This is a genomic window from Corynebacterium sp. LK14 (assembly GCF_008042215.1).
GTDB lineage: Bacteria > Actinomycetota > Actinomycetes > Mycobacteriales > Mycobacteriaceae > Corynebacterium > Corynebacterium striatum.
The window spans coordinates 198,466-217,826 of the sequence record NZ_NOVQ01000016.1 but is presented as its reverse complement, the minus strand read 5'-3'; the positions used below and the strand labels follow the sequence as shown (position 1 = coordinate 217,826).

General features: G+C 60.5%; 16 protein-coding genes. 8 read left to right on the top strand and 8 right to left on the bottom strand.

What is annotated here, in order from left to right; translation table 11 throughout:
- Positions 1-42: 42 nt before the first annotated feature.
- Together CHU71_RS10315 and CHU71_RS10310 are read right to left on the bottom strand one after the other, a co-directional pair.
- Positions 43-951 carry a C40 family peptidase gene (locus CHU71_RS10315; protein ID WP_110302046.1) on the bottom strand — a complete coding sequence of 303 codons (909 nt, stop codon included), beginning with the start codon at positions 949-951 and terminating at the stop codon, positions 43-45.
- Positions 948-1,226, bottom strand: coding sequence for a hypothetical protein (locus CHU71_RS10310; RefSeq protein ID WP_070420841.1), 279 nt, complete (start codon positions 1,224-1,226; stop codon positions 948-950). Before CHU71_RS10310 ends, CHU71_RS10315 begins: the two co-directional genes overlap by 4 nt.
- A gap of 126 nt (positions 1,227-1,352) precedes the next feature.
- Between CHU71_RS10310 and upp the strand changes: the two genes are divergently transcribed.
- From upp to CHU71_RS10290, 4 genes are all read left to right on the top strand, one after another.
- Positions 1,353-1,988, top strand: a complete 636-nt coding sequence (gene upp / locus CHU71_RS10305) for a uracil phosphoribosyltransferase (protein WP_005527989.1) — start codon at positions 1,353-1,355, stop codon at positions 1,986-1,988.
- 48 nt (positions 1,989-2,036) lie between these two features.
- On the top strand, positions 2,037-2,387 hold the full coding sequence (locus tag CHU71_RS10300; protein WP_005527991.1) for a helix-turn-helix domain-containing protein: 351 nt from the start codon (positions 2,037-2,039) through the stop codon (positions 2,385-2,387).
- A gap of 190 nt (positions 2,388-2,577) precedes the next feature.
- Positions 2,578-3,759, top strand: a complete 1,182-nt coding sequence (locus CHU71_RS10295; protein WP_147761000.1) for an amidohydrolase — start codon at positions 2,578-2,580, stop codon at positions 3,757-3,759.
- Between the two features lie 72 nt (positions 3,760-3,831).
- Positions 3,832-5,280: an NAD(P)H-quinone dehydrogenase gene (locus CHU71_RS10290; RefSeq protein ID WP_239298526.1), complete on the top strand. Its 1,449-nt coding sequence runs from the start codon at positions 3,832-3,834 to the stop codon at positions 5,278-5,280.
- 16 nt (positions 5,281-5,296) lie between these two features.
- On the opposite strand, the gene CHU71_RS10285 is transcribed toward CHU71_RS10290, so the two are convergent.
- A complete protein-coding gene (locus tag CHU71_RS10285; protein WP_110092282.1) occupies positions 5,297-6,073 on the bottom strand; it encodes an Ltp family lipoprotein in 777 nt (258 codons plus the stop codon).
- Positions 6,074-6,205: 132 nt separating this feature from the next.
- Positions 6,206-7,519, bottom strand: coding sequence for a short-chain fatty acyl-CoA regulator family protein (locus CHU71_RS10280; protein ID WP_147760999.1), 1,314 nt, complete (start codon positions 7,517-7,519; stop codon positions 6,206-6,208).
- 190 nt (positions 7,520-7,709) lie between these two features.
- Between CHU71_RS10280 and prpD the strand changes: the two genes are divergently transcribed.
- From prpD to CHU71_RS10265, 3 genes are all read left to right on the top strand, one after another.
- On the top strand, positions 7,710-9,239 hold the full coding sequence (prpD, locus tag CHU71_RS10275; RefSeq protein WP_110302044.1) for a 2-methylcitrate dehydratase PrpD: 1,530 nt from the start codon (positions 7,710-7,712) through the stop codon (positions 9,237-9,239).
- Positions 9,240-10,169, top strand: coding sequence for a methylisocitrate lyase (prpB, locus tag CHU71_RS10270; protein WP_110092283.1), 930 nt, complete (start codon positions 9,240-9,242; stop codon positions 10,167-10,169).
- Positions 10,170-10,264: 95 nt separating this feature from the next.
- Positions 10,265-11,416 (top strand): bifunctional 2-methylcitrate synthase/citrate synthase, encoded by a 1,152-nt coding sequence (locus tag CHU71_RS10265; RefSeq protein ID WP_147760998.1) that lies wholly within the window; start codon positions 10,265-10,267, stop codon positions 11,414-11,416.
- Here CHU71_RS10265 and CHU71_RS10260 read toward each other — a convergent pair.
- The 3 genes from CHU71_RS10260 to CHU71_RS10250 form a co-directional block, all read right to left on the bottom strand.
- Complete coding sequence (locus tag CHU71_RS10260) at positions 11,413-13,848, bottom strand: hypothetical protein (protein ID WP_110302043.1); 2,436 nt, start codon at positions 13,846-13,848, stop codon at positions 11,413-11,415. The two genes, CHU71_RS10265 and CHU71_RS10260, sit on opposite strands and share 4 nt — an antisense overlap.
- Positions 13,838-14,524 (bottom strand): ABC transporter ATP-binding protein, encoded by a 687-nt coding sequence (locus tag CHU71_RS10255; protein WP_147760997.1) that lies wholly within the window; start codon positions 14,522-14,524, stop codon positions 13,838-13,840. The genes CHU71_RS10260 and CHU71_RS10255 overlap by 11 nt, the downstream gene beginning before the upstream one ends.
- A 66-nt stretch (positions 14,525-14,590) precedes the next feature.
- Entirely contained in the window at positions 14,591-14,950 is a 360-nt protein-coding gene (locus CHU71_RS10250) for a peptidase inhibitor family I36 protein (protein WP_005528008.1), read from the bottom strand.
- 285 nt (positions 14,951-15,235) lie between these two features.
- Here CHU71_RS10250 and CHU71_RS10245 point away from each other — a divergent pair, with 285 nt between their 5' ends.
- Positions 15,236-18,667 carry a pyruvate carboxylase gene (locus tag CHU71_RS10245; protein WP_147760995.1) on the top strand — a complete coding sequence of 1,144 codons (3,432 nt, stop codon included), beginning with the start codon at positions 15,236-15,238 and terminating at the stop codon, positions 18,665-18,667.
- A gap of 116 nt (positions 18,668-18,783) precedes the next feature.
- On the opposite strand, the gene CHU71_RS10240 is transcribed toward CHU71_RS10245, so the two are convergent.
- On the bottom strand, positions 18,784-19,347 hold the full coding sequence (locus CHU71_RS10240) for a GNAT family N-acetyltransferase (RefSeq protein WP_147760994.1): 564 nt from the start codon (positions 19,345-19,347) through the stop codon (positions 18,784-18,786).
- Positions 19,348-19,361 lie beyond the last annotated feature (14 nt).

Here is a 19,361-nt window from a genome sequence, read left to right as displayed (position 1 = left end):
ACAGTCTAACTTACCCATTTATTAAATCTGCATAAGAGCGTGCTAGCCGGTGGGGCGCCAGAACCCCTTGAATGCCATGCCCATGTTGGTGGTGCGCAATGGGCTGGTTTCCACGGGGCTACCAGCCTCGATCATTTCGCCGCCTCCCTTGTACATGGCCACGTGGCCATCCCACACCACGAGGTCACCGGGCTGTAGCTCGTCGGCGCTGACCTGCCTGCCTACGGTCTGGGACTCGGCGGTGCGCGGGATCTCCACTCCGGCCTGGCGCCACGCCCATTGGGTAAGCCCAGAGCAATCGAAGCCGCCATTGCCCGTGCCGCCCCATACGTAGGGAGTGCCGAGCTTGCTCATTGCCGCAGCCACCGCGGCCCGCCCCTGTGCCGACCCACTGGACTCATCGCCGCTGATGGCCGTGGAGTGTTTCGCTGAAATTGCGTGGGGCTCTGGAGTCTTAGAAGGCGAAAGTTCGTTCCCGGTGCCTTCTGCGCGCCCTTTTACCGTGGGTTCGATGGCGCGTTGCGCGATGGGTAGCAACGGCTTCGCCACAGCGACCAGTTCTGCCAGCAACTGTTTGACCCGGGCAAAAGCGCTGGCCAAGTGCTCTGTAATGAGACCGTGCAGACGTGCTCGTGCAGCTGCCTGCACTGCTGGGTTTGGAACCAAGAGCCCAAGCGCCAGGGGTGCGGCTTGGGTGAGCAGCTGCAATCCAATACCGATGAGGTCCTGGCCTGTGGCCTGGATGAGCGTGCGGGCCTTGGCCACCGCGGCGTCGATGGTGTGGCGATCAGCGGCGAGGACACCGGCGGCGTCGAGAAGCTTGCTCGGATCGCCGTGTGCGATGTCCGCCAAGGGGCCGATGGTGCTCAGATCCGGCAACTGCGGCAGGCCCACCGCTGGGAGCGCGGGCGGTGCCATCTGGGAAATCTGTTTGACCGCTGCCTCAATCACGAGAGCACACCTCCCAATCCGGCCGCTAGGCCAGAATCAGTAGATTCTGCTTCCTGTGCCATGGCGAAAGACGCGTCAGCAACCATTTCCATGTCAGTACGCAGACTCTCCGTCCGCGCCCCGACGTTGCGTAAGGCTGCGCACAAAGCGGAACCAAAAGTGGAAAGCGTTCCCTCTGGAATCTCGGGCAGTGGTGGAGTGGTGCCCTGGGCAGCGTCATAAAGCTCGCGGGCAAGATGGCGGGTGAACTCAGTATCAATCTTAAAAGCTGTCATGCCTTATTGGACTGCGCAAAAGCGCCCGCGGTTCCCTCAACAACGAGAAAAGCATTGCCCATTGCAGGGACGGGGGGAAACGGTTAGGTACCAGAACCGGCAGGGGAGGGGATAGAGTAGGAAACCATGGACATCCACGTAGTAGATCACCCGCTTGCCGCCTCCCGCCTGACCATCATGCGCGATGCTCGCAGCAACAACTCTGCCTTCCGCGCCGCCCTCAAGGACCTGGGCACCATGCTCGTTTATGAAGCAGCCCGTGACCTCGCCGTCGAGCACTTCGACTGCGTCACTCCTGTCGATACTGCACAGGGCACCCGCCTTCTGGACCCGCCCATCATCGTCCCCATCATCCGTGCGGGCCTGGGCATGATCGACCCAGCTCTAGCCATGATTCCGGATGCCCAGGTGGGCTTTATCGGCATGGCCCGCAATGAGGAAACCCACCAGCCGGTTCCTTATCTCGAGGCGCTGCCCGAGGATCTCACCGGCCGCACCGTATTCGTCGTGGACCCGATGCTCGCTACCGGCGGCTCCCTCCTGCACTCCTTGAAGCTGCTGGCCGATCGCGGCGCCACCGACATTACTGCAATCTGCATGGTCTGCGCGCAGGAAGGCGTGGATGCGCTGGCGAATTCCGGCCTGCCGGTCCGCCTGGTTACCGCGGTTATTGACCCGAGCTTGAACGAAGACGCCTACATCGTCCCAGGTTTGGGCGACGCCGGCGATCGCCTCTACGGACCGCGCAACATCGACCTCTAAAGTGCGCTAGGCTTGCCCCCACGAACGTCTGAATGGGGGTCAAGACTCGTGTCCATTTCTTTTGGTGGGTGGTCCGCCTTGGGCCACGATTTCGCATCCCGCTTGCGTGAGACGCGCGAGCGGCGGGGCATGTCGCAAAAAGCGCTCGCGGAGATCTCGGGGGTCTCGCGCAGTCAGATTTCCAATCTGGAGCGCACTGACAAAGCGTTGAATCTGCGGGCCGATCCGCAGCTGTCAACGCTGTTCAAGCTGGCTTATGCACTGGAGGTTCCGCCTTCGCTGTTGCTGCCGGGCGGGGTCGGGGATGAGGTCGTTGCAGCGCTTGACGACGTCGCCGCCTTCTCAGCCTCCTATATCGATCGCCGTCGCTTCGCTGCGGCCGATATGGTGCTGGATTGATCACGCGCACGCGCGGTTTCCCACGCGGCTATTAGGTTGGCAAAATGACATGCCGCGCTCCGTACCGCTCTGTATATTACAGCGATGAGCTGCGCGACTACCTGTACCGCTTTGTCTAGTTGTAGACTGCACTGAAAGACAACGACCCCGGTTTCGCATGTTCTGCGGGTGGGTGTGCAGGAGGTACGCAATGATTTCGACATTCGTGAACGCGTGGTTTGATAGCCACCGCTCGGAGGTTATCTCGTGGCGCCGTCATATCCATCGCCACCCTGAGACCTCCAACAACGAGGTGGAGACCACCAACTTCATCGCGCGCACCCTCAAGGAGTACGGGCTGCAGCCGCAGCGCTTCCCCGAGACAGGCCTCATGGTGGACATCGGTCCGGACACGGAACTGGGACGCCTCGCTTTCCGCGCCGACATTGACGCGCTGCCGGTCACCGAGGTCACCGGATTGGAGTACACCTCAGAGAACCCCGGTACCATGCATGCCTGCGGCCACGACGTGCACACCACCATCGCCTTGGGTCTTGCCTGCGCAATGGCGGACTACCAGCGCGAACACTCCCTCGAGTTGGGGCTGCGCATCATCTTCCAGCCTGCCGAGGAAGTCTGGGTAGGCGGTGCCACCGACGTTATCGAGTGGGGTGCGCTGGAGGGGGTCAATTCGATCTTTGCCGTGCACGTAGAGCCGAAGCTGCGCGTGGGTCGCATCGGCGTGCGTGCAGGTGCTATTACTTCGGCAACGGACGTCGTGGAGCTGGAAGTCAAGGGGCCAGGGGGTCATACCTCGCGTCCGCACCTGTCTGCCGACGTGGTCTATGCGTTGGGCAAGGTCATCACGGAGTTGCCCGCGTTGCTGTCGCGCCGCGTCGATCCGCGCACGGGCACCGTACTGGTCTTTGGCCAGGTCAACTCGGGCTATGCGCCGAATGCAATGCCGGAGTCCGGAACGCTGACCGGCACGATGCGCACCGCGGACATCGCCATCTGGCGCGACATGCAGAACCTGTTTTCCGAGTTGGTGGACCAAGTTTTGGCACCGGTGGGCGTGGAACACGAGCTGACCTATCACCGCGGCGTTCCGCCCGTGCTTAACGACGACGTCTCTACCGCACTGTTGGCCTCCGCCGCGCAGGCCATCGACCCGCAGGCCGTGGTGCAGGCACCTCAGTCCTCGGGCGGCGAGGACTTCTCGTGGTACCTCGAGCATGTGCCGGGTTCCATGGCGCGTTTGGGCTGCTGGTCCGGCGAAGGCGAGCAGCATGACCTGCACATGGGGGACCTCAATGTGGACGAGCGCTGCATCGGTGTAGGCGTGAAGCTTTTCGGCTCCGTAGTGGAGCAATTCGCCAACGTGCAGGAATAGGGGCGCAACTATTACACTGTCAAAAGGATTTACCCCATGTCCTTAACAAACTTTATAAAGGAGCAATAGACAGTGACAAAGGAAGCGCTTGACGCAGTAATCGAGGATGCACCGCGCATCGTTATTATCGGTGGCGGCCCAGCAGGCTACGAAGCCGCGATTGCCGGCGCCAAGTATGGAGCACACATTACCCTGGTAGAGGAGCAGGGTCCCGGTGGCTCCTCCGTCCTGTTGGACTGCGTTCCTTCCAAGTCCTTCATTGCTGGTGCAAACCTGCGCACTGACTTCCGTCGAGCTGAAGCCATGGGGCTCAACGAGCAGCTCGGCTCTATGCAACTGAAGCTGCAGGCGCTCAACGAGCGTGTGCAGGCGCTGGCTGCAAACCAGTCTGCTGATGTGCGTGCGGGCTTGGAGAAGATCGGCGTCAACGTTATCGACGGCCGTGCAAGCTTTGCTGAGGATCAGCATGGTGTGCAGGGCGCGGCGCACAAGGTCGACGTCGCCAAGAGCGATGGCTCCACCGAAACCCTCGAGGCAGACCTCGTGCTCGTGGCAACCGGTGCCACCCCGCGTATCCTGCCGGGCGCGCAGCCGGACGGCGAGCGCATTCTGACCTGGCAGCAGGTTTATGACCTGAAGGAAGAGCCGGAGCACCTCATCGTGGTCGGTTCCGGTGTGACCGGTGCTGAGTTCGTGTCCGCTTTCGCGGAGATGGGCGTCAAGGTAACCATGGTGGCTTCCCGCGACCGTATTCTGCCGCATGACGACGCCGATGCTGCCGACGTCCTCGAGACCGTGCTGGCTGAGCGCGGTGTGGAGCTGGAGAAGAATTGCCGCGTGGAATCCGTATCCCGCACTGAGGACGGCAATGTTGTGGTCAAGACGCAGGACGGCCGCGAGATTCATGGCTCGCACGTCATCATGTCCATCGGCTCCATCCCGAATACCAAGGACCTGGGCCTAGAGTACGTGGGCGTGGCTACTCAGAAGTCCGGCCACATCAAGGTCGACCGCGTCTCCCGCACCAACGTTGCTGGCATCTACGCAGCCGGTGACTGCTCTGACCTCTTCCCGCTGGCTTCTGTGGCGGCTATGCAGGGCCGCATCGCGATGTACCACGCGCTCGGTGAGGGTGTGTCCCCGCTGCGCCTGAAGACTGTGGCCACCGCGGTGTTCACCCGCCCGGAGATCGCCGCCGTGGGCTTTACCCAGGCTGAGATTGAAGCTGGCGAGGTTTCCGCGCGCACCATCACGATGCCGCTGAACACCAACCCGCGCGCGAAGATGCGCTCCCTGAACCACGGTTTCGTGAAGCTGTTCTGCCGCGCCACCTCCGGCCGCGTTATCGGCGGCGTCATCGTCGCGCCGACCGCGTCCGAGCTGATTCTGCCGGTCGCCGTTGCCGTGACCAACCAGCTGACCGTAAACCAGCTGGCTGATTCCTTCGCGGTCTACCCGTCGCTTTCGGGCACCATCACCGAGGCGGCACGGCGTCTCGTGGCACACGACGACTTGGAGTAGAACCCAGAAGTTCTTCCTACATGCCCAGCTGGTCTACGGCCTGCTGGGCTTCTTCGTAGGTGAACTTCTCGCCGTAGTCGCTGGTGAGCTGGTCAATCAGCGCGGCGCCGGACATGCCCATGGTGTCCTGGTAGTTGCGCGCGGACTCCGCGGCCTCGGCGTTCCAGTCGGCCTCGACGTTGTCTACAGCGTACTGCGCCTGCTCCGCAGTGAACTTCTCGCCGTAGTCACTGGTGAGCTGGTCGTAGAGCTTGGCCTTGGAAAATGCCATGGTCTTGATGTAGCTCTCCGCGGAACCTAGGGCCTCGGCGTTCCAGTCCGCCTCGACGTTGTCGATAGCGTACTGCGCAGCATCGGCCGGGAACTTCTCGCCGTACTCACTGGTCAACTGATCGTAGAGCTTGGCCTGGGAGAAGTTCATGGTCTTGATGTACTGGTTGGCCTTGCGCAGTGCGTTGCGGTGCTCAACGGGAGCGTTGGGGTCACCCGATGTATCGGACTCTTGTGCAACGCCCCCTTCGGGGACAACGCTGGTGGGATTGTCTGCTGCGGTGTCTTCTTTGTTGCCGCCACCGCCGATAGCGACACCAATGATGACGAGCACGGCCAAGGCGCCAGCGCCCCACTTGAAGCAGCCGCCCTTCTTCTTTTTCTTCGGTTCCTGTGGTGGCAAAGCGCCTGCGCCGTAGGTGCCGTCAGCGGCGGGGAAACCTGGTTGTTGGCCTGGTTGTTGGCCGGGTTGTTGACCGGGCTGCTGCAGCGGGTTTGCATATGGATTGTTCGAGTTGGTCATGGAAAACCTCCAGAGAGAAACTGTTGGGGAGGATGCCTTCCCAGCGAGAGAAATGCTGGGGTGCAACCTTGGGAACACAAGCAGTTTCGCAAAGGCGCTGGACACGGCTTCCGCGCGTTTCGAACGTACGCGCTATCTGGTTTGGTAGGCGTTCTCCGGAGTGGCGTTGAGCTCGAGCTTTACCGGGCGGCTGGCTAGTGGGAAAGCGCGCTGGGCGCAGTTTTCGCGCGGGCAGGCGCTACATCCGGGACCAATCGGCGTGGCTGCCGACGCCGTGAGTGTCAAAGCATCCGCGTACACCAAGCGGTCGGCTTGGGAGATGTCGCAGCCGAGGCCCACCACAAACTCCTTACGCGGGGTACCCCAGGCCTTGGCTTGGCCTTGCACGAAACGTGCAATCCACAGATAGGTGTGGTCATCCGGCATGGAGGCCACCTGGCGGGTGATGCGGTTGGGGGTTTCGAAAGCGCGGTGGACTATCCACAGCGGGCACGAGCCGCCACCGCGGGCGAAGTGGAACGCGGTGGAGGACTGGCGCTTGGAGATATTGCCCGCGCGGTCAGTGCGGATGAACGAGAAGGGGACGCCCTTGTTGCCGGGGCGCTGCAGGGTGGATAGACGCTGCGCGGTGGTCTCAAAACCGGTGCCGAAGGTGCCGGCGATGATGTCGATGTCGTAGCGGGTTTCCTCGGCTGTCTCCAGGAACTGGCTATAGGGCATCGTCACGGCCGCGGCGAAATATTGAGCCAGACCAAGGGTACCGATGCGCTGGGCGTCGCCAAGCGGCAGCTCCGCCACGAGCTTCTCGCACAGCTCAGTGTGTGCCAACAGGCAGTACTGCAAAGCCATCTCAAAGACGAGTTGCGACTCCGTCAGCCCCGCACGCAGGTGCAACTCCCTCGTCTGTGGGCGAAACTCGCGCCGGGTGACCGGGCTGGAAAAGCGCACGCTCACACCCAACTCCTCCTGCAACTTCGCCGCCAGGCGCCCGCGCCGCAGGACGCGATCGCCCAACTGCAGCGCCAGATCCTCGGCAGCGACGTCGAGTGCGTGGATGTAGTTGTGTGCATCGTAGAAGAAGTCACGCACCGCCTCGAATGGGCCTTCCTGCTGCTGCGGTGCGGCCGCTGCGGCCTCGAGGAAGCGCGGCATCAGCTCTGGGAAACGCGTGACGAGATCGGAAAGCGTGGCCTCGCCGGCGTCGGGAAATAGCCTGCGCAACTCGGTGATGGCGTGCACGTCCTTGTCCGCGGAGAAGTACGTGGGGTCCACCCCAAAGCGTTGGGACAGCTGCATGAGGACGGTGACGGTGAGCGGGCGCTGATCATTTTCCAGCTGGTTGAGGTAGCTCGTGGACAGCTGCAGCTGCTTGGCCATGGCCACTTGAGTGAGTCCTTGTTGCTTGCGAAGCGCGTGGATTCGTGCCCCCGCGTAGTGCTTGCTCATTGTCTAGTCATCCTCTTTATTGCTCTTGAGCAGCTGTTTCCACATGTTTTGCAAAACGGAAAGATAGCTACAACAGATTTACACATTTTACACATGTGGCGCTCGACACGTTCTGGAAATTAATGTGATTTTGCAAACGAAGCACCGTGAGGCGAGAAACCTCACGTTGAAATGTCCCAAAGGAGCACCTGTGATCAACCACGAAGTCCGCACTCACAAGTCCGCCGAGAATTTCCCTATCGAAGAGCACCTTGCCTACAAGATCGCCAAGGTCGCCGCCGACCCAGTTGAGGTACCGGAGGAGACCAAGGAGATGATCATTAACCGCATCATCGACAATGCCTCCGTCGCAGTGGCTTCCGTGGCCCGCCGCCCAGTGACCTCCGCACGCGTCATCGCAGAGGGCCACCCACATGCAGGCGACGCTGCACGCACCGGCAAGGGCGCCAAGATTTTCGGCATCGAGGGCGACTACTCCGCTGAGTGGGCTGCGCTGGCCAACGGCACCGCGGTACGCGAGCTCGACTACCACGACACCTTCCTCGCAGCCGAGTACTCCCACCCAGGCGACAATATCCCGCCGATGATTGCCGTGGCACAGCACAAGGGCCTCGATGGCAAGACCCTCCTGCGCGGCATCGCGACCGGCTACGAAATCCAGGTCAACCTCGTTAAGGCCATCTGCCTCCACGAGTGGAAGATTGACCACGTGGCCCACCTCGGCCCATCCGTTGCAGCAGGTATCGGCACCATGCTCGACCTGCCGGTCGAGACCATCTACCAGGCAATCGGCCAGGCTCTGCACACCACCACCGCTACCCGTCAGTCCCGCAAGGGCCTGATTTCCTCTTGGAAGGCCTACGCGCCGGCATTCGCGGGCAAGATGGGCATCGAGGCCGTCGACCGCGCCATGCGTGGTGAAGGCGCACCGGCTCCTATCTGGGAAGGCGAGGACGGCTTCATTGCATGGATGCTCCACTCCCCAGAGCGCACCTACATCGTGCCGCTTCCTGCCGACGGTGAGGAAAAGCGCGCCATCCTGGACACCTATACCAAGGAGCACTCCGCGGAGTACCAGGCGCAGGCGCCAATCGATTTGGCACGCCGCATGAAGCAGACCATCGCCGATGCGGGCAAGTCCACCAAGGACATCGAGTCCATCGTGCTGCACACCTCGCACCACACCCACTACGTCATCGGCACCGGAGCTAATGACCCACAGAAGATGGACCCAACTGCCTCCCGCGAGACCCTGGACCACTCCATCATGTACATCTTCGCGGTGGCCCTCGAGGACGGCGCCTGGCACCACGTCGACTCCTATGCTCCGGAGCGCGCACAGCGTCCAGAGACCGTGGAGCTGTGGCACAAGATCTCCACCGTGGAGGACCCAGAGTGGACCCGCCGCTACCACTCCCTCGACCTCACCGAGAAGGCATTCGGTGGCAAGGCAGTCATCACCTTCACCGACGGCACCGTCATCGAGGATGAGGCAGCTGTTGCCGACGCCCACCCGCTCGGCGCCCGCCCATTCGGCCGCGCTGAGTACATCAACAAGTTCAAGACCCTAGCCACCGGCATCGTCTCCGAGGAGGAGCAGGAGCGCTTCCTCGCAGCGGTACAGAACCTGGAAAACCTGACCGACCTGAGCGAACTCAACGTCGTTGTCACTCCGGAAGCACTCGCTTCCGCACCTCAGACCCCGGAAGGACTGTTCTAAATGGCTGGACTATTCGGTTCCATCAAGACCAACGCACAAAAGCGCGAGGAGTTCCGTGCTGCCCTCGAAGGCCCCGGAATCACCAAGCTGCCGGGCGCATTCAACCCGCTGACCGCGCGCTTGATTCAAGACCTTGGCGGCTTCAACGGTGTCTACGTGTCCGGCGCCGTGCTGGCCAACGACTTAGGTCTGCCGGACATCGGCCTGACCACGCTCACCGAGGTGGCCCAGCGCGCCGGGCACATCGCCCGCGCCACGGATTTGCCGGTGCTTGTCGACGCCGACACTGGTTTCGGTGAGCCCATGTCTGCCGCCCGCACCGTGGCCGCCCTCGAGGATGCCGGCCTGGCTGGCTGCCACCTTGAGGACCAAGTCAACCCGAAGCGTTGTGGTCACCTCGACGGCAAGGAGGTCGTGCCCACCGACCTGATGGTGCGCCGCATCTCCGCTGCGGTCAATGAGCGCCGCGATGAGAACTTCATCATCTGTGCCCGTACCGACGCTGCTGGCATCCACGGCATTGATGACGCCATCGAGCGTGCCAAGGCCTACACCGACGCAGGTGCGGACCTTATTTTCACCGAGGCTCTCTACTCGCCGACTGACTTCGAGAAGTTCCGCGCTGCTGTGGACACTCCGCTGCTGGCGAACATGACCGAGTTCGGCAAGACCGAGCTGCTGTCTGCCCAGCAGCTGGAGGAACTGGGCTACAACGCGGTCATCTGGCCGGTGTCTACCCTCCGCGTGGCTATGGGCGCGACCGAGGATTTCCTACGGGACTTGCAGGAGACCGGTATCCAGACCGACTGGCTCGAGCGCATGCAGCACCGCTCTCGCCTCTACGAGTTGGTTCGCTACAACGAGTACAACGCCTTCGACCAGGCCGTTTTTACCTACTCCAAGGACGCTTACAAGGCCACCTTCGAGTAAACACCTGGTCCGGGCGAGCAAGGCTCGCCCGCTCCGCGGCGTCGTCAAGCGTCGCCCAAGCAAAGAACAATCTTTCCAAGTAAAAGGAGAACACCATGTCCGAGAACACCCCAGAAATCCGCAAGGGCCTTTACGGCGTCGTCGTTGATGAAACCGCAGTCTCCAAGGTGGTCCCAGAGACCAACTCCCTGACCTACCGCGGATACCCAGTCCAGGAGCTGGCCCGCTACTGCTCCTTCGAGGAAGTGGCCTACCTGCTGTGGAACGGCGAGCTGCCGAACCAGGGTGAACTGGTCCGTTTCTCCGCTCGTGAGAAGGCGCTGCGTCACATCGACCGCCATCTCATCGACCTGATTACCTCGATGCCTAAGTCCTGCCACCCGATGGACGTGCTGCGTACCGCCATCTCCTTCATCGGTTCCCAGGACCCGGAAGAGTACACCAAGGACTCCGAGCACATCCGCCGCACCGCTCTCGAGCTGATGGCCAAGATTCCGACCATCATCGCGCTCGACATCCGACGCCGCCGTGGCGAGGGCTACATCGAGCCAGACCGCAAGAAAGGCTTTGCCGAGAACTTCCTGTGGATGGTCTTCGGCGATGAAGAAGGCTCCCCGGCAGTCTCGCGCTCCGATATTGAGGCCTTTGACAAGTCTCTCATCCTCTACGCGGAGCACTCCTTCAACGCCTCCACCTTCGCTGCCCGCGTTGTCACCTCCACGATGTCGGACACCTACTCCGCAGTGACCGCCGCAATCGGTGCTTTGAAGGGCCCGCTGCACGGTGGCGCAAACGAGGCCGTCATGCACAACTTCTTAGAGGTTGGCGACCCAGCCAAGGCAGAGGAGTGGACCCTCAATAAGCTCAAGAACAAGGAACTGGTGATGGGCTTTGGTCACCGCGTCTACAAGAACGGTGACTCCCGCGTGCCGACCATGGAGGCAGCATTCCGCGAGCTGGCTAAGGACCACGGCCAGGAGCAGTGGGTAGAGATGTACGAGAAGATGGCCAAGACCATGTATGAGAACACCTCCATCAAGATCCAGCCGAACCTGGACTTCCCGGCTGGCCCCGCGTACCACATCCTGGGCTTCGACATTGAGTTCTTCACCCCGATCTTCGTGATGGCCCGCATCACCGGTTGGACCGCACACATTGTGGAACAGAACGAGAACAACTCCCTGATCCGCCCGCTGTCTGCCTACAACGGCAAGGAGCAGCGCTCCGTTCCGCCGAAGCAGATCTAATGAGCCGCTGTGCTTGACGACGGGCGCTGCACGTAGCGAAGGCATGACATGCCAACGCCACTTGCAGCGCCTAGTGCTATTGCGCCTGCAGCAATAAGAAGTGCCTTCCAATCGATAGCAAAGGTGAGGCCATCTCCCATTGCGTAGACCATTCCGGCAAGCGGGAGGATTCCAGCAATACAGCCAGTAATGATCGCAGTACATGCCAGTGTGGCCGTCGTGAGTACAACGATTCTTAGGTGCCAGGAAGAATCGAGGCCAAGTACTTTGAAGGTGGTCTCGATTGCTTCGGTAGCGCGAGCAAGTTGCCGCGAGAAAACAAAGGTTACGGCTAACGCGCTGAGCAGCGCGGCTGCCAAACTGATGTAGAACGCCCGCGGTGTCGAAGAGGTTTGAACCAGCGGCAGTAGTACGAGCTCGTGGGGGATACGGGCTTGCGCAGCGCTATCAAGAAAGCGCTTTTCTTGGTCTTCCTGGAGACCCGTAAAGACCCATTGTGTCCTACCTGCCGGTGCATCTAGTTTCTGCGCCGTGGATTCGAGGATAATTCCTCCAGCCAGCTTCTCCCAGTGAGGTCCGAAGTCGATACTCACCGCTGGAAGGGTTGTGGGACTGGGATTTCTGCTCGTGCTGATTGAAGCATGGTCATGGTCGATGAATCTGTTATCGCGGACCAATGCTCCGGTCGCAAGGACATCTTTTTCCGAGGCAGTAAGCTCTCGGTCTAAGAGCCGTTCTACGTCATGAACGGATTCGACGCCCAGTACACCAAAAGTCCCCGACATCTCCGTGGGCATTTCCAGCGTGGCTTGGACATAAGAAATACGAACTGGAGCGGGCACACCCAACGCAGTGGCGACGTGCTGAACGGAATCAGCGTTTGTAGCTAGGCCATCATCTGTCTTCTTTAAAACGTGTGCCTGGTTTGGGGCGATTGTCGACGTCAAGCTGTCGTTCTCACTGGCTGTAAAACTGGCTGACATCGAACTACTGAACACCGCGGTTCCCATGCACAGGACCAACAACACCAGACCCGTACCAATGAGTTGACGGTGTTTTTCGGCAAATCTCAGGGCCACGCCTGCTGGAGTGTAGGGCCGGCTGGTTCGCGGACAGCGTGCGAGAAGAAGAGAAAAGACGATGCACATCGCCACGGTTGGCGCTGGCGCCCATGTTTCGAATACGTCGGGCCCCAGCAGTGCTGCAGCGAACGTGAAGAGGACAGCGACAAGGACAATAACGACTGCACCCCAGCGTAAGAATGATGCCGATGGGGTCGGTGTCGGGAAGTCCTTCCAGAACGGATGAGGTTGAGCCGACGGCGCGGTGGCAATAGCACCAATCAGGAGTGCTGCTAGCGAGCTAGCGAGAAGAAGCACTAACCATTTCCATGGAATCAGGACTCCAGGATCAGGCAAACCTCCAAGTCCAGAAATGAAAGGGCGCGCACATTGTGCCAGACCTGCACCCAATACGAGTCCTGCGACGGAGTACATCAAGGCTGAACGAAGCAGGATGAATGCGCTGGACTTCCACAATAGGAAGGGCGAGATTCCTAGCTCGAAAAACCGCTGGCTCAACGGGCGAAGTACCTGGTAGGTAATCCGCCACAGGAAGAAGATCAAAGCGCATGGGATGACAACGGCGAACAGGCCGAAGAAGAAGGAATAGCTATCGGCGAACCCTGAAGGTGGTGTTGCGAGCAAGCTTTCTCGGGTGAGAAGCGATGCCGAAAAGGCGTCGTCAAGCGCTGCACGATCGACGAGGTCTGCATCCCCGATCTGACTCCTAATGAACTCGATGAGGGCTGCAGGAGTCTTTCCTTCGGAACCGAAAACAATTGGCCGGACCGAAGCGGAGGTCATGGAATAAGCGTCAGCGTCGATGGTGTCCCATGTTCCCGACGCGCCGTACACAGCTTCTTCATGCTTGTGGAAGGAATTCGATGCAACGCCAACGATACGGAGAGGCAGCGTGCCGTTGAATGCAGTTGTGTTCTCTCCAAGACTAAGGTTCACGTCCTCGGTGACTACTACCTCGCCAGGAGCGCTAGGCCACTGGCCCTGAACCAATGCCAACCCAAAATCGGGAGCTTGCTCTTCCCAGTGAGACTCCTTGTAGACAAGGGAAGTTGAAGGATCGCTATCGACATAGAGATCGTAAGTCTCGAGCTGGGCAGTAAATCCCCGCTCTGGGGAATCAAGTTGTGGCAGCGTCTGCTCAACCACGCCCGCCCGCGTGTACACAGGCACGTCCACGCGCACGGCGTTGTTTCCCAATTCTGACTGTGCTTTCTGCTGTGGGGACAACGTCATGAAGAGATCGGCCGAGACAGCAAATGCGAATAATCCTAAGCACACTGCGATTGCCGCTGCGCCGAAGCGGTACCGTTTCGAAGAATGCACGACTTTCGTAATCAGTTCATTGAGCATGCGGGGCTGCTTTCCCAAGCTGGCCGTCGATCAGCGCGTAGGCCGTGCTGCAATAGTCGAGCATGATGGGATCGTGGCTGGTTGCTATCACGGTTGTGCCAGTTGATGCGAGCTTTTTGAAGAGTCGAAAAATGCCATGGGAGTTCTCGGAATCGAGCGCAGCAGACGGCTCATCAGCCAAGAGAATTCGCCGGTTTCCAGACAGTGCTCGGGCGATTCCTACTCTTTGACACTGGCCGCGCGACATCTCTGCGGGAAATCGTTGAGCGAGTTCTGCTAGTCCTACCTGGGCTAGTGCCTCGGAAGCCTTGTCGCGTGCTGCCTTCTCATCGAACCCCGCTGCTACAAGCACAAGCATGACATTTTCGAGCGCGGTGAGTTCATTCATCAACAGGTCGTCTTGATGGACGAAGCCGATTGTGTTGCGGCGCAAGGCGAGTAGTTCCTTGGGAGCAGCGGTGGATACACAGGTATCGAAGACCGAGATTGAGCCTTCATCAATGGGGAGAAGACCCGCGATCGCGCGCAGGAGAGTGGTTTTTCCGGAGCCGCTCTTTCCTGAAATTCCGAGAAACTCACCTTCATCAACCTCTAGGCTTGTGCCTTTGAGAACATGCGTGCGCTGGGCGCCTTCGCCCAAATACTTGTGGACCCTAGATATGGTGACTGTATTCATGAGCTCTTTACAACAGAGAGACACACGCCAAGGTCATTGACCGAGGCGTGTGTGGAAAAGGGATAGCTAGCAGCCTCGGTCAGTTCGCCACGACGACAGACGGTCGTTATTCCAGAAACCGACGTAGTTGTTGCGAGATTGCTGGGTCATGGTGTGACATTTGCCCTGCCCGTTGGCATCGTGATACCAAGCGGCGTTTGACCAAGTGTTGTTGATCCACGACGAAGTCTTATCGTTTGCGTTGCGGGAGACGTTCATCAAGCCAATACCTGAGCCCCGAGAGCCAAGGAAACCACCGTAGTTTGCATGATCGAAGATGCACACGAGGTTACCGCCACACTCCCAGTCGGCGGCCTGAGCAGTCGGAACGGCGAGGAGAGAGCTAGCGGCGAGAGTACAGCCTATAGCCAATTTTTTTATCTTCATTGCGAGTCCTTTGGGGTGAAAGATGAAGTTGGTTCTTGTGAACCTGATTGAAGGATAGAAACCGGAACGGGACATGTCAAGAGATTTATATATTTTCAATAAGAAAGTACTTTTTCGGCTTCGGTTCCGAAGTGATATGGGGGTGGGACGTTTAGAGATATGCATGGTGAGTTTAGTGAGAAACTGAACAATTTCTGTTGTTTGGTATATCGATTTCCGCCCGCGTTGTCGCCTCGGACACTATCCTTAAGTTTGTATTGTGCTTATCTGAAAGGATCACTCCCAGTGTCTGATACCGCCCACAAGTCCTTCTCTAAGATCTTGGTGGCAAACCGCGGCGAAATTGCCGTGCGCGCCTTCCGCGCTGCCTTTGAGGTCGGCTCCAAGACCGTTGCAATTTATCCAAAGGAAGACCGCAACTCCTTCCACCGCGCCTTTGCCAATGAGGCAGTGCGCATCGGTACCGAGGGCCAGCCGGTCAAGGCATACCTCGACATCGATGAGGTCATTCGCGCCGCCAAGAAGTCTGGTGCGGATGCCATTTACCCTGGCTACGGCTTCCTGTCGGAGCGCGCCGATTTGGCGCGTGCCTGCCGTGACAACGGCATCAAGTTCATCGGTCCTACCCCGGAGACCTTGGACCTGACCGGTGACAAGGCTGCTGCAGTAGCCGCTGCCCAGGAGGCGGGGCTGCCGACTCTGAAGGACTCGAAACCCTCGACGGACGTCGACAAGCTGGCGGAGTACGCAAAGGACTTTAACTTCCCCGTCTTCGTGAAGGCAGTGGCCGGCGGTGGCGGCCGCGGTATGCGCTTCATCGAGAATGAAGAGGAGCTCAAGACCAAGTGCGCTGAGGCCTCCCGCGAGGCGGAGGCAGCCTTCGGCGATGGCAACGTTTACCTCGAGACCGCGGTGATTCGCCCGCAGCACATCGAGGTGCAGATTCTGGCTGATTCCCACGGCAACGTCATGCACCTGTTTGAACGTGATTGTTCCGTGCAGCGCCGCCACCAGAAGGTCGTCGAGATCGCTCCCGCCCCGACCCTGGATCCGCAGCTGCGTGACCGCATCTGTGCCGATGCCGTAAAGTTCTGCCAGCACATCAACTACGAGGGCGCCGGCACCGTGGAGTTCCTCGTGGATGAGAAGGGCAACCACGTCTTCATCGAGATGAACCCACGCGTGCAGGTTGAGCACACCGTGACCGAGGAGGTCACCGGCGTGGACATCGTGAAGTCCCAGATGCAGATCGCCGCTGGTGTCTCCCTGGAGGAGCTCGGCCTGCGCCAGGAAGAGATCACCCTTACCGGCGCTGCTCTTCAGTGCCGTATCACCACTGAGGACCCAGCAAACGGCTTCCGCCCAGACACCGGCACTCTGACTACCTACCGCTCTCCGGGCGGCGCAGGCGTGCGTCTCGACGGCGCAACCGCAGTCGGTGCGGAGATTTCCCCGAACTTCGACTCCTTGCTGGTCAAGATGACCTGCCGTGGCGCTTCCTTTGAGCAGGCAGTCGCTCGCGCGCAGCGCGCGCTCAACGAGTTCACCGTGGCCGGTGTGGCTACCAACATCGGTTTCCTGCGTGCCCTGCTGCGCGAGCCGGACTTCGTCAACACCCGTGTGGACACCGGCTTCATTCCGGAGCACCCAGACCTGCTCAAGGCTCCGCCGGCAGTGGATGAGTCCGGCCGCATCATCGACTACATTGCTGACGTCACAGTTAATAAGCCAAACGGCGAGCGCCCGACCAAGCTGCGTCCTTTCGACAAGATTCCTACCTTCGACAAGTCCCAGCCACTGCCGCGCGGTTCCCGCGATGAACTGCTGGAGCTCGGTCCGAAGAAGTGGGCTGAGAAGATTCGTGCCCAGTCCGCGCTGGCTGTCACCGACACCACTTTCCGCGATGCGCACCAGTCCCTGCTGGCCACCCGTGTGCGCGGTACCGACTTGGTCACCGCTGCTGAGGCTGTCGCGCGCATGACCCCGGAGCTCTTCTCCGTCGAGGCGTGGGGCGGTGCAACGTACGACGTCGCCATGCGCTTCCTCAAGGAGGACCCATGGGTCCGCCTGGATCTGCTGCGTGAGGCAATGCCGAACCAGAACATCCAGATGTTGCTGCGAGGCCGCAACACCGTGGGTTATTCCCCGTACTCCAATGACGTATGCAACGCGTTCGTTCAGGAAGCTGCCAAGTCCGGCGTCGACGTCTTCCGCATCTTCGATGCGCTGAACGACGTCACCCAGATGCGCCCGGCTATCGACGCCGTCTTGGAGACCAACACCACCGTGGCCGAGGTTGCCATGGCGTATTCGGGCGACATGTGCTCGCCGGGGGAGAAGCTCTACACGCTGGACTACTACCTGAAGCTGGCTGAGGAAATAGTGAACACCGGTGCACACGTGCTGGCCATTAAGGATATGGCTGGCCTGCTGCGTCCGGAGTCCGCTTCCAAGCTGGTCATGGCGCTGCGCAAGGAATTCGATCTGCCGGTCCACGTCCACACTCACGACACCGCGGGCGGCCAGCTGGCTACCTACTACGCTGCGGCGCTCTCTGGCGCGGACGTCGTCGACGGTGCCTCCGCACCGCTGGCTGGCACCACCTCGCAGCCTTCGCTGTCCGCCATCATCGCGGCGTTCTCCAACTCCTCGCGTGACACTGGCATCGATCTGAAGGCCGTCTCCGATCTCGAGCCTTACTGGGAGGCTGTCCGCCAGCTCTACCGTCCGTTTGAAAAGGGCATTCCTGGGCCGACTGGCCGTGTCTACCGCCATGAGATTCCGGGCGGCCAGCTGTCCAACCTGCGTGCGCAGGCCACCGCGCTTGGCTTGGAGGACCGCTTCGAGGTCATCGAGGACACCTATGCCGCCGTCAATGAGATGCTGGGCCGTCCGACCAAGGTGACCCCGTCCTCCAAGGTTGTTGGTGACTTGGCTCTGCACCTCGTGGGTGCGGGCGTCGATCCAGCCGACTTTGAGGCCAATCCCACCAAGTACGACATCCCGGATTCCGTCATCGCGTTCCTCCGCGGTGAACTCGGTACCCCTCCGGGTGGCTGGCCACCGCTGCGCGACAAGGTCCTTGAGGGCCGCGCGCCTGGCGACGTCTCCGTCAAGCCAGTACCGGAAGAGGAGAAAGCTCACCTGGTCTCCGACAACTCTGACGAGCGCCGTGCGTCCCTGAACCGACTGCTCTTCCCGAAGCAGTTCGAGGAGTTCAATGAGTTCCGCCGCACCTTTGGTAACACTGAGGCGCTCACGGACACCGTCTTCCTCTACGGCTTGGAAGAGGGCAACGAGTACATCGTCCACTACTTCCCGGAGGGCTCCAACGATCGTGCGGATCTCAAGACGATCACGCTGCGTCTCGACGCCCTTGGCGAGCCGGATGAGAAGGGCATGCGCAACGTTGTGCTCAACGTCAATGGCCAGATTCGCCCGATGAAGGTCCGCGACAACAACGTGGAGTCCTCTGTGGCCACCGTGGAGAAGGCCGACCCGTCCAACGACGGCCACGTGGCCGCGCCTTTCGCGGGCGTGGTCAACGCCACCGTGAAGGCTGGCGACGAGGTCAAGGCCGGCGACCAAGTCGCCGTCATCGAGGCCATGAAGATGGAAGCCTCCATCTCCGCAACCAAGGACGGCAAGGTCGAGCGCGTAGCCATCGGCCAGGCCACCAAGGTCGAAGGTGGCGACCTCATCGTGGTCATTAACTAATCGGCTAAAAGCTGGCAACAGAAGAGCGCCCCTCCCGCTGACCTTTGAAGCGTCGGCGGGGGAGGGGCGCTCTTTTTCATCGCCTGCGCAGTATCCGCATTCTGCGCGGTTGCAACTTAGTTGGCGAAGTACTTGACCATGGTGGGCGCTTCCGAATTACCGGGGACGGTGATGTCTTCGAAGCCTTCGGATTCGTAGAGCTTGCGGGCACCAGGGTTCTTGGGGTCGACCCACAGTGCAATCGCGGGGGCCTCTTGGGCCGCAGCGAGGTCGCAAATGTTACGCAGCAGGCGGCGGCCCACGCCTAAGCCACGGTAGCGGTATTCCACCGCGATGAATAGCTCGGGGATTTCCTCCGGGTCGAAACGGGTTGCCCACTGGGATTCGTCGAAAGGCTCTGCTTCCGGGTTGCCCAGGTACGCCGCACCTTTGCGCACACCGGTGTAGTAGCGCAGCCACGCACCGCCCATCGGTACGTTATGACTGGAAACGGCGATGCAGCCGCCGTCGACAAGCGGCGACCATTCGTCGACGTACAGGCCCACGTCTGCCGTGTGGAAGTCAGGGACGGCAGCCTCTTCGTCGCCTAAAACATCCGCGAGGAAGAGCAGACGGGACAGGTAGGTCCGGTCTGGCTCCTTGGCCAGCCGGACCCCATACGCAGAGTCGTTGGCGGTCATTCCACCGACTCTAG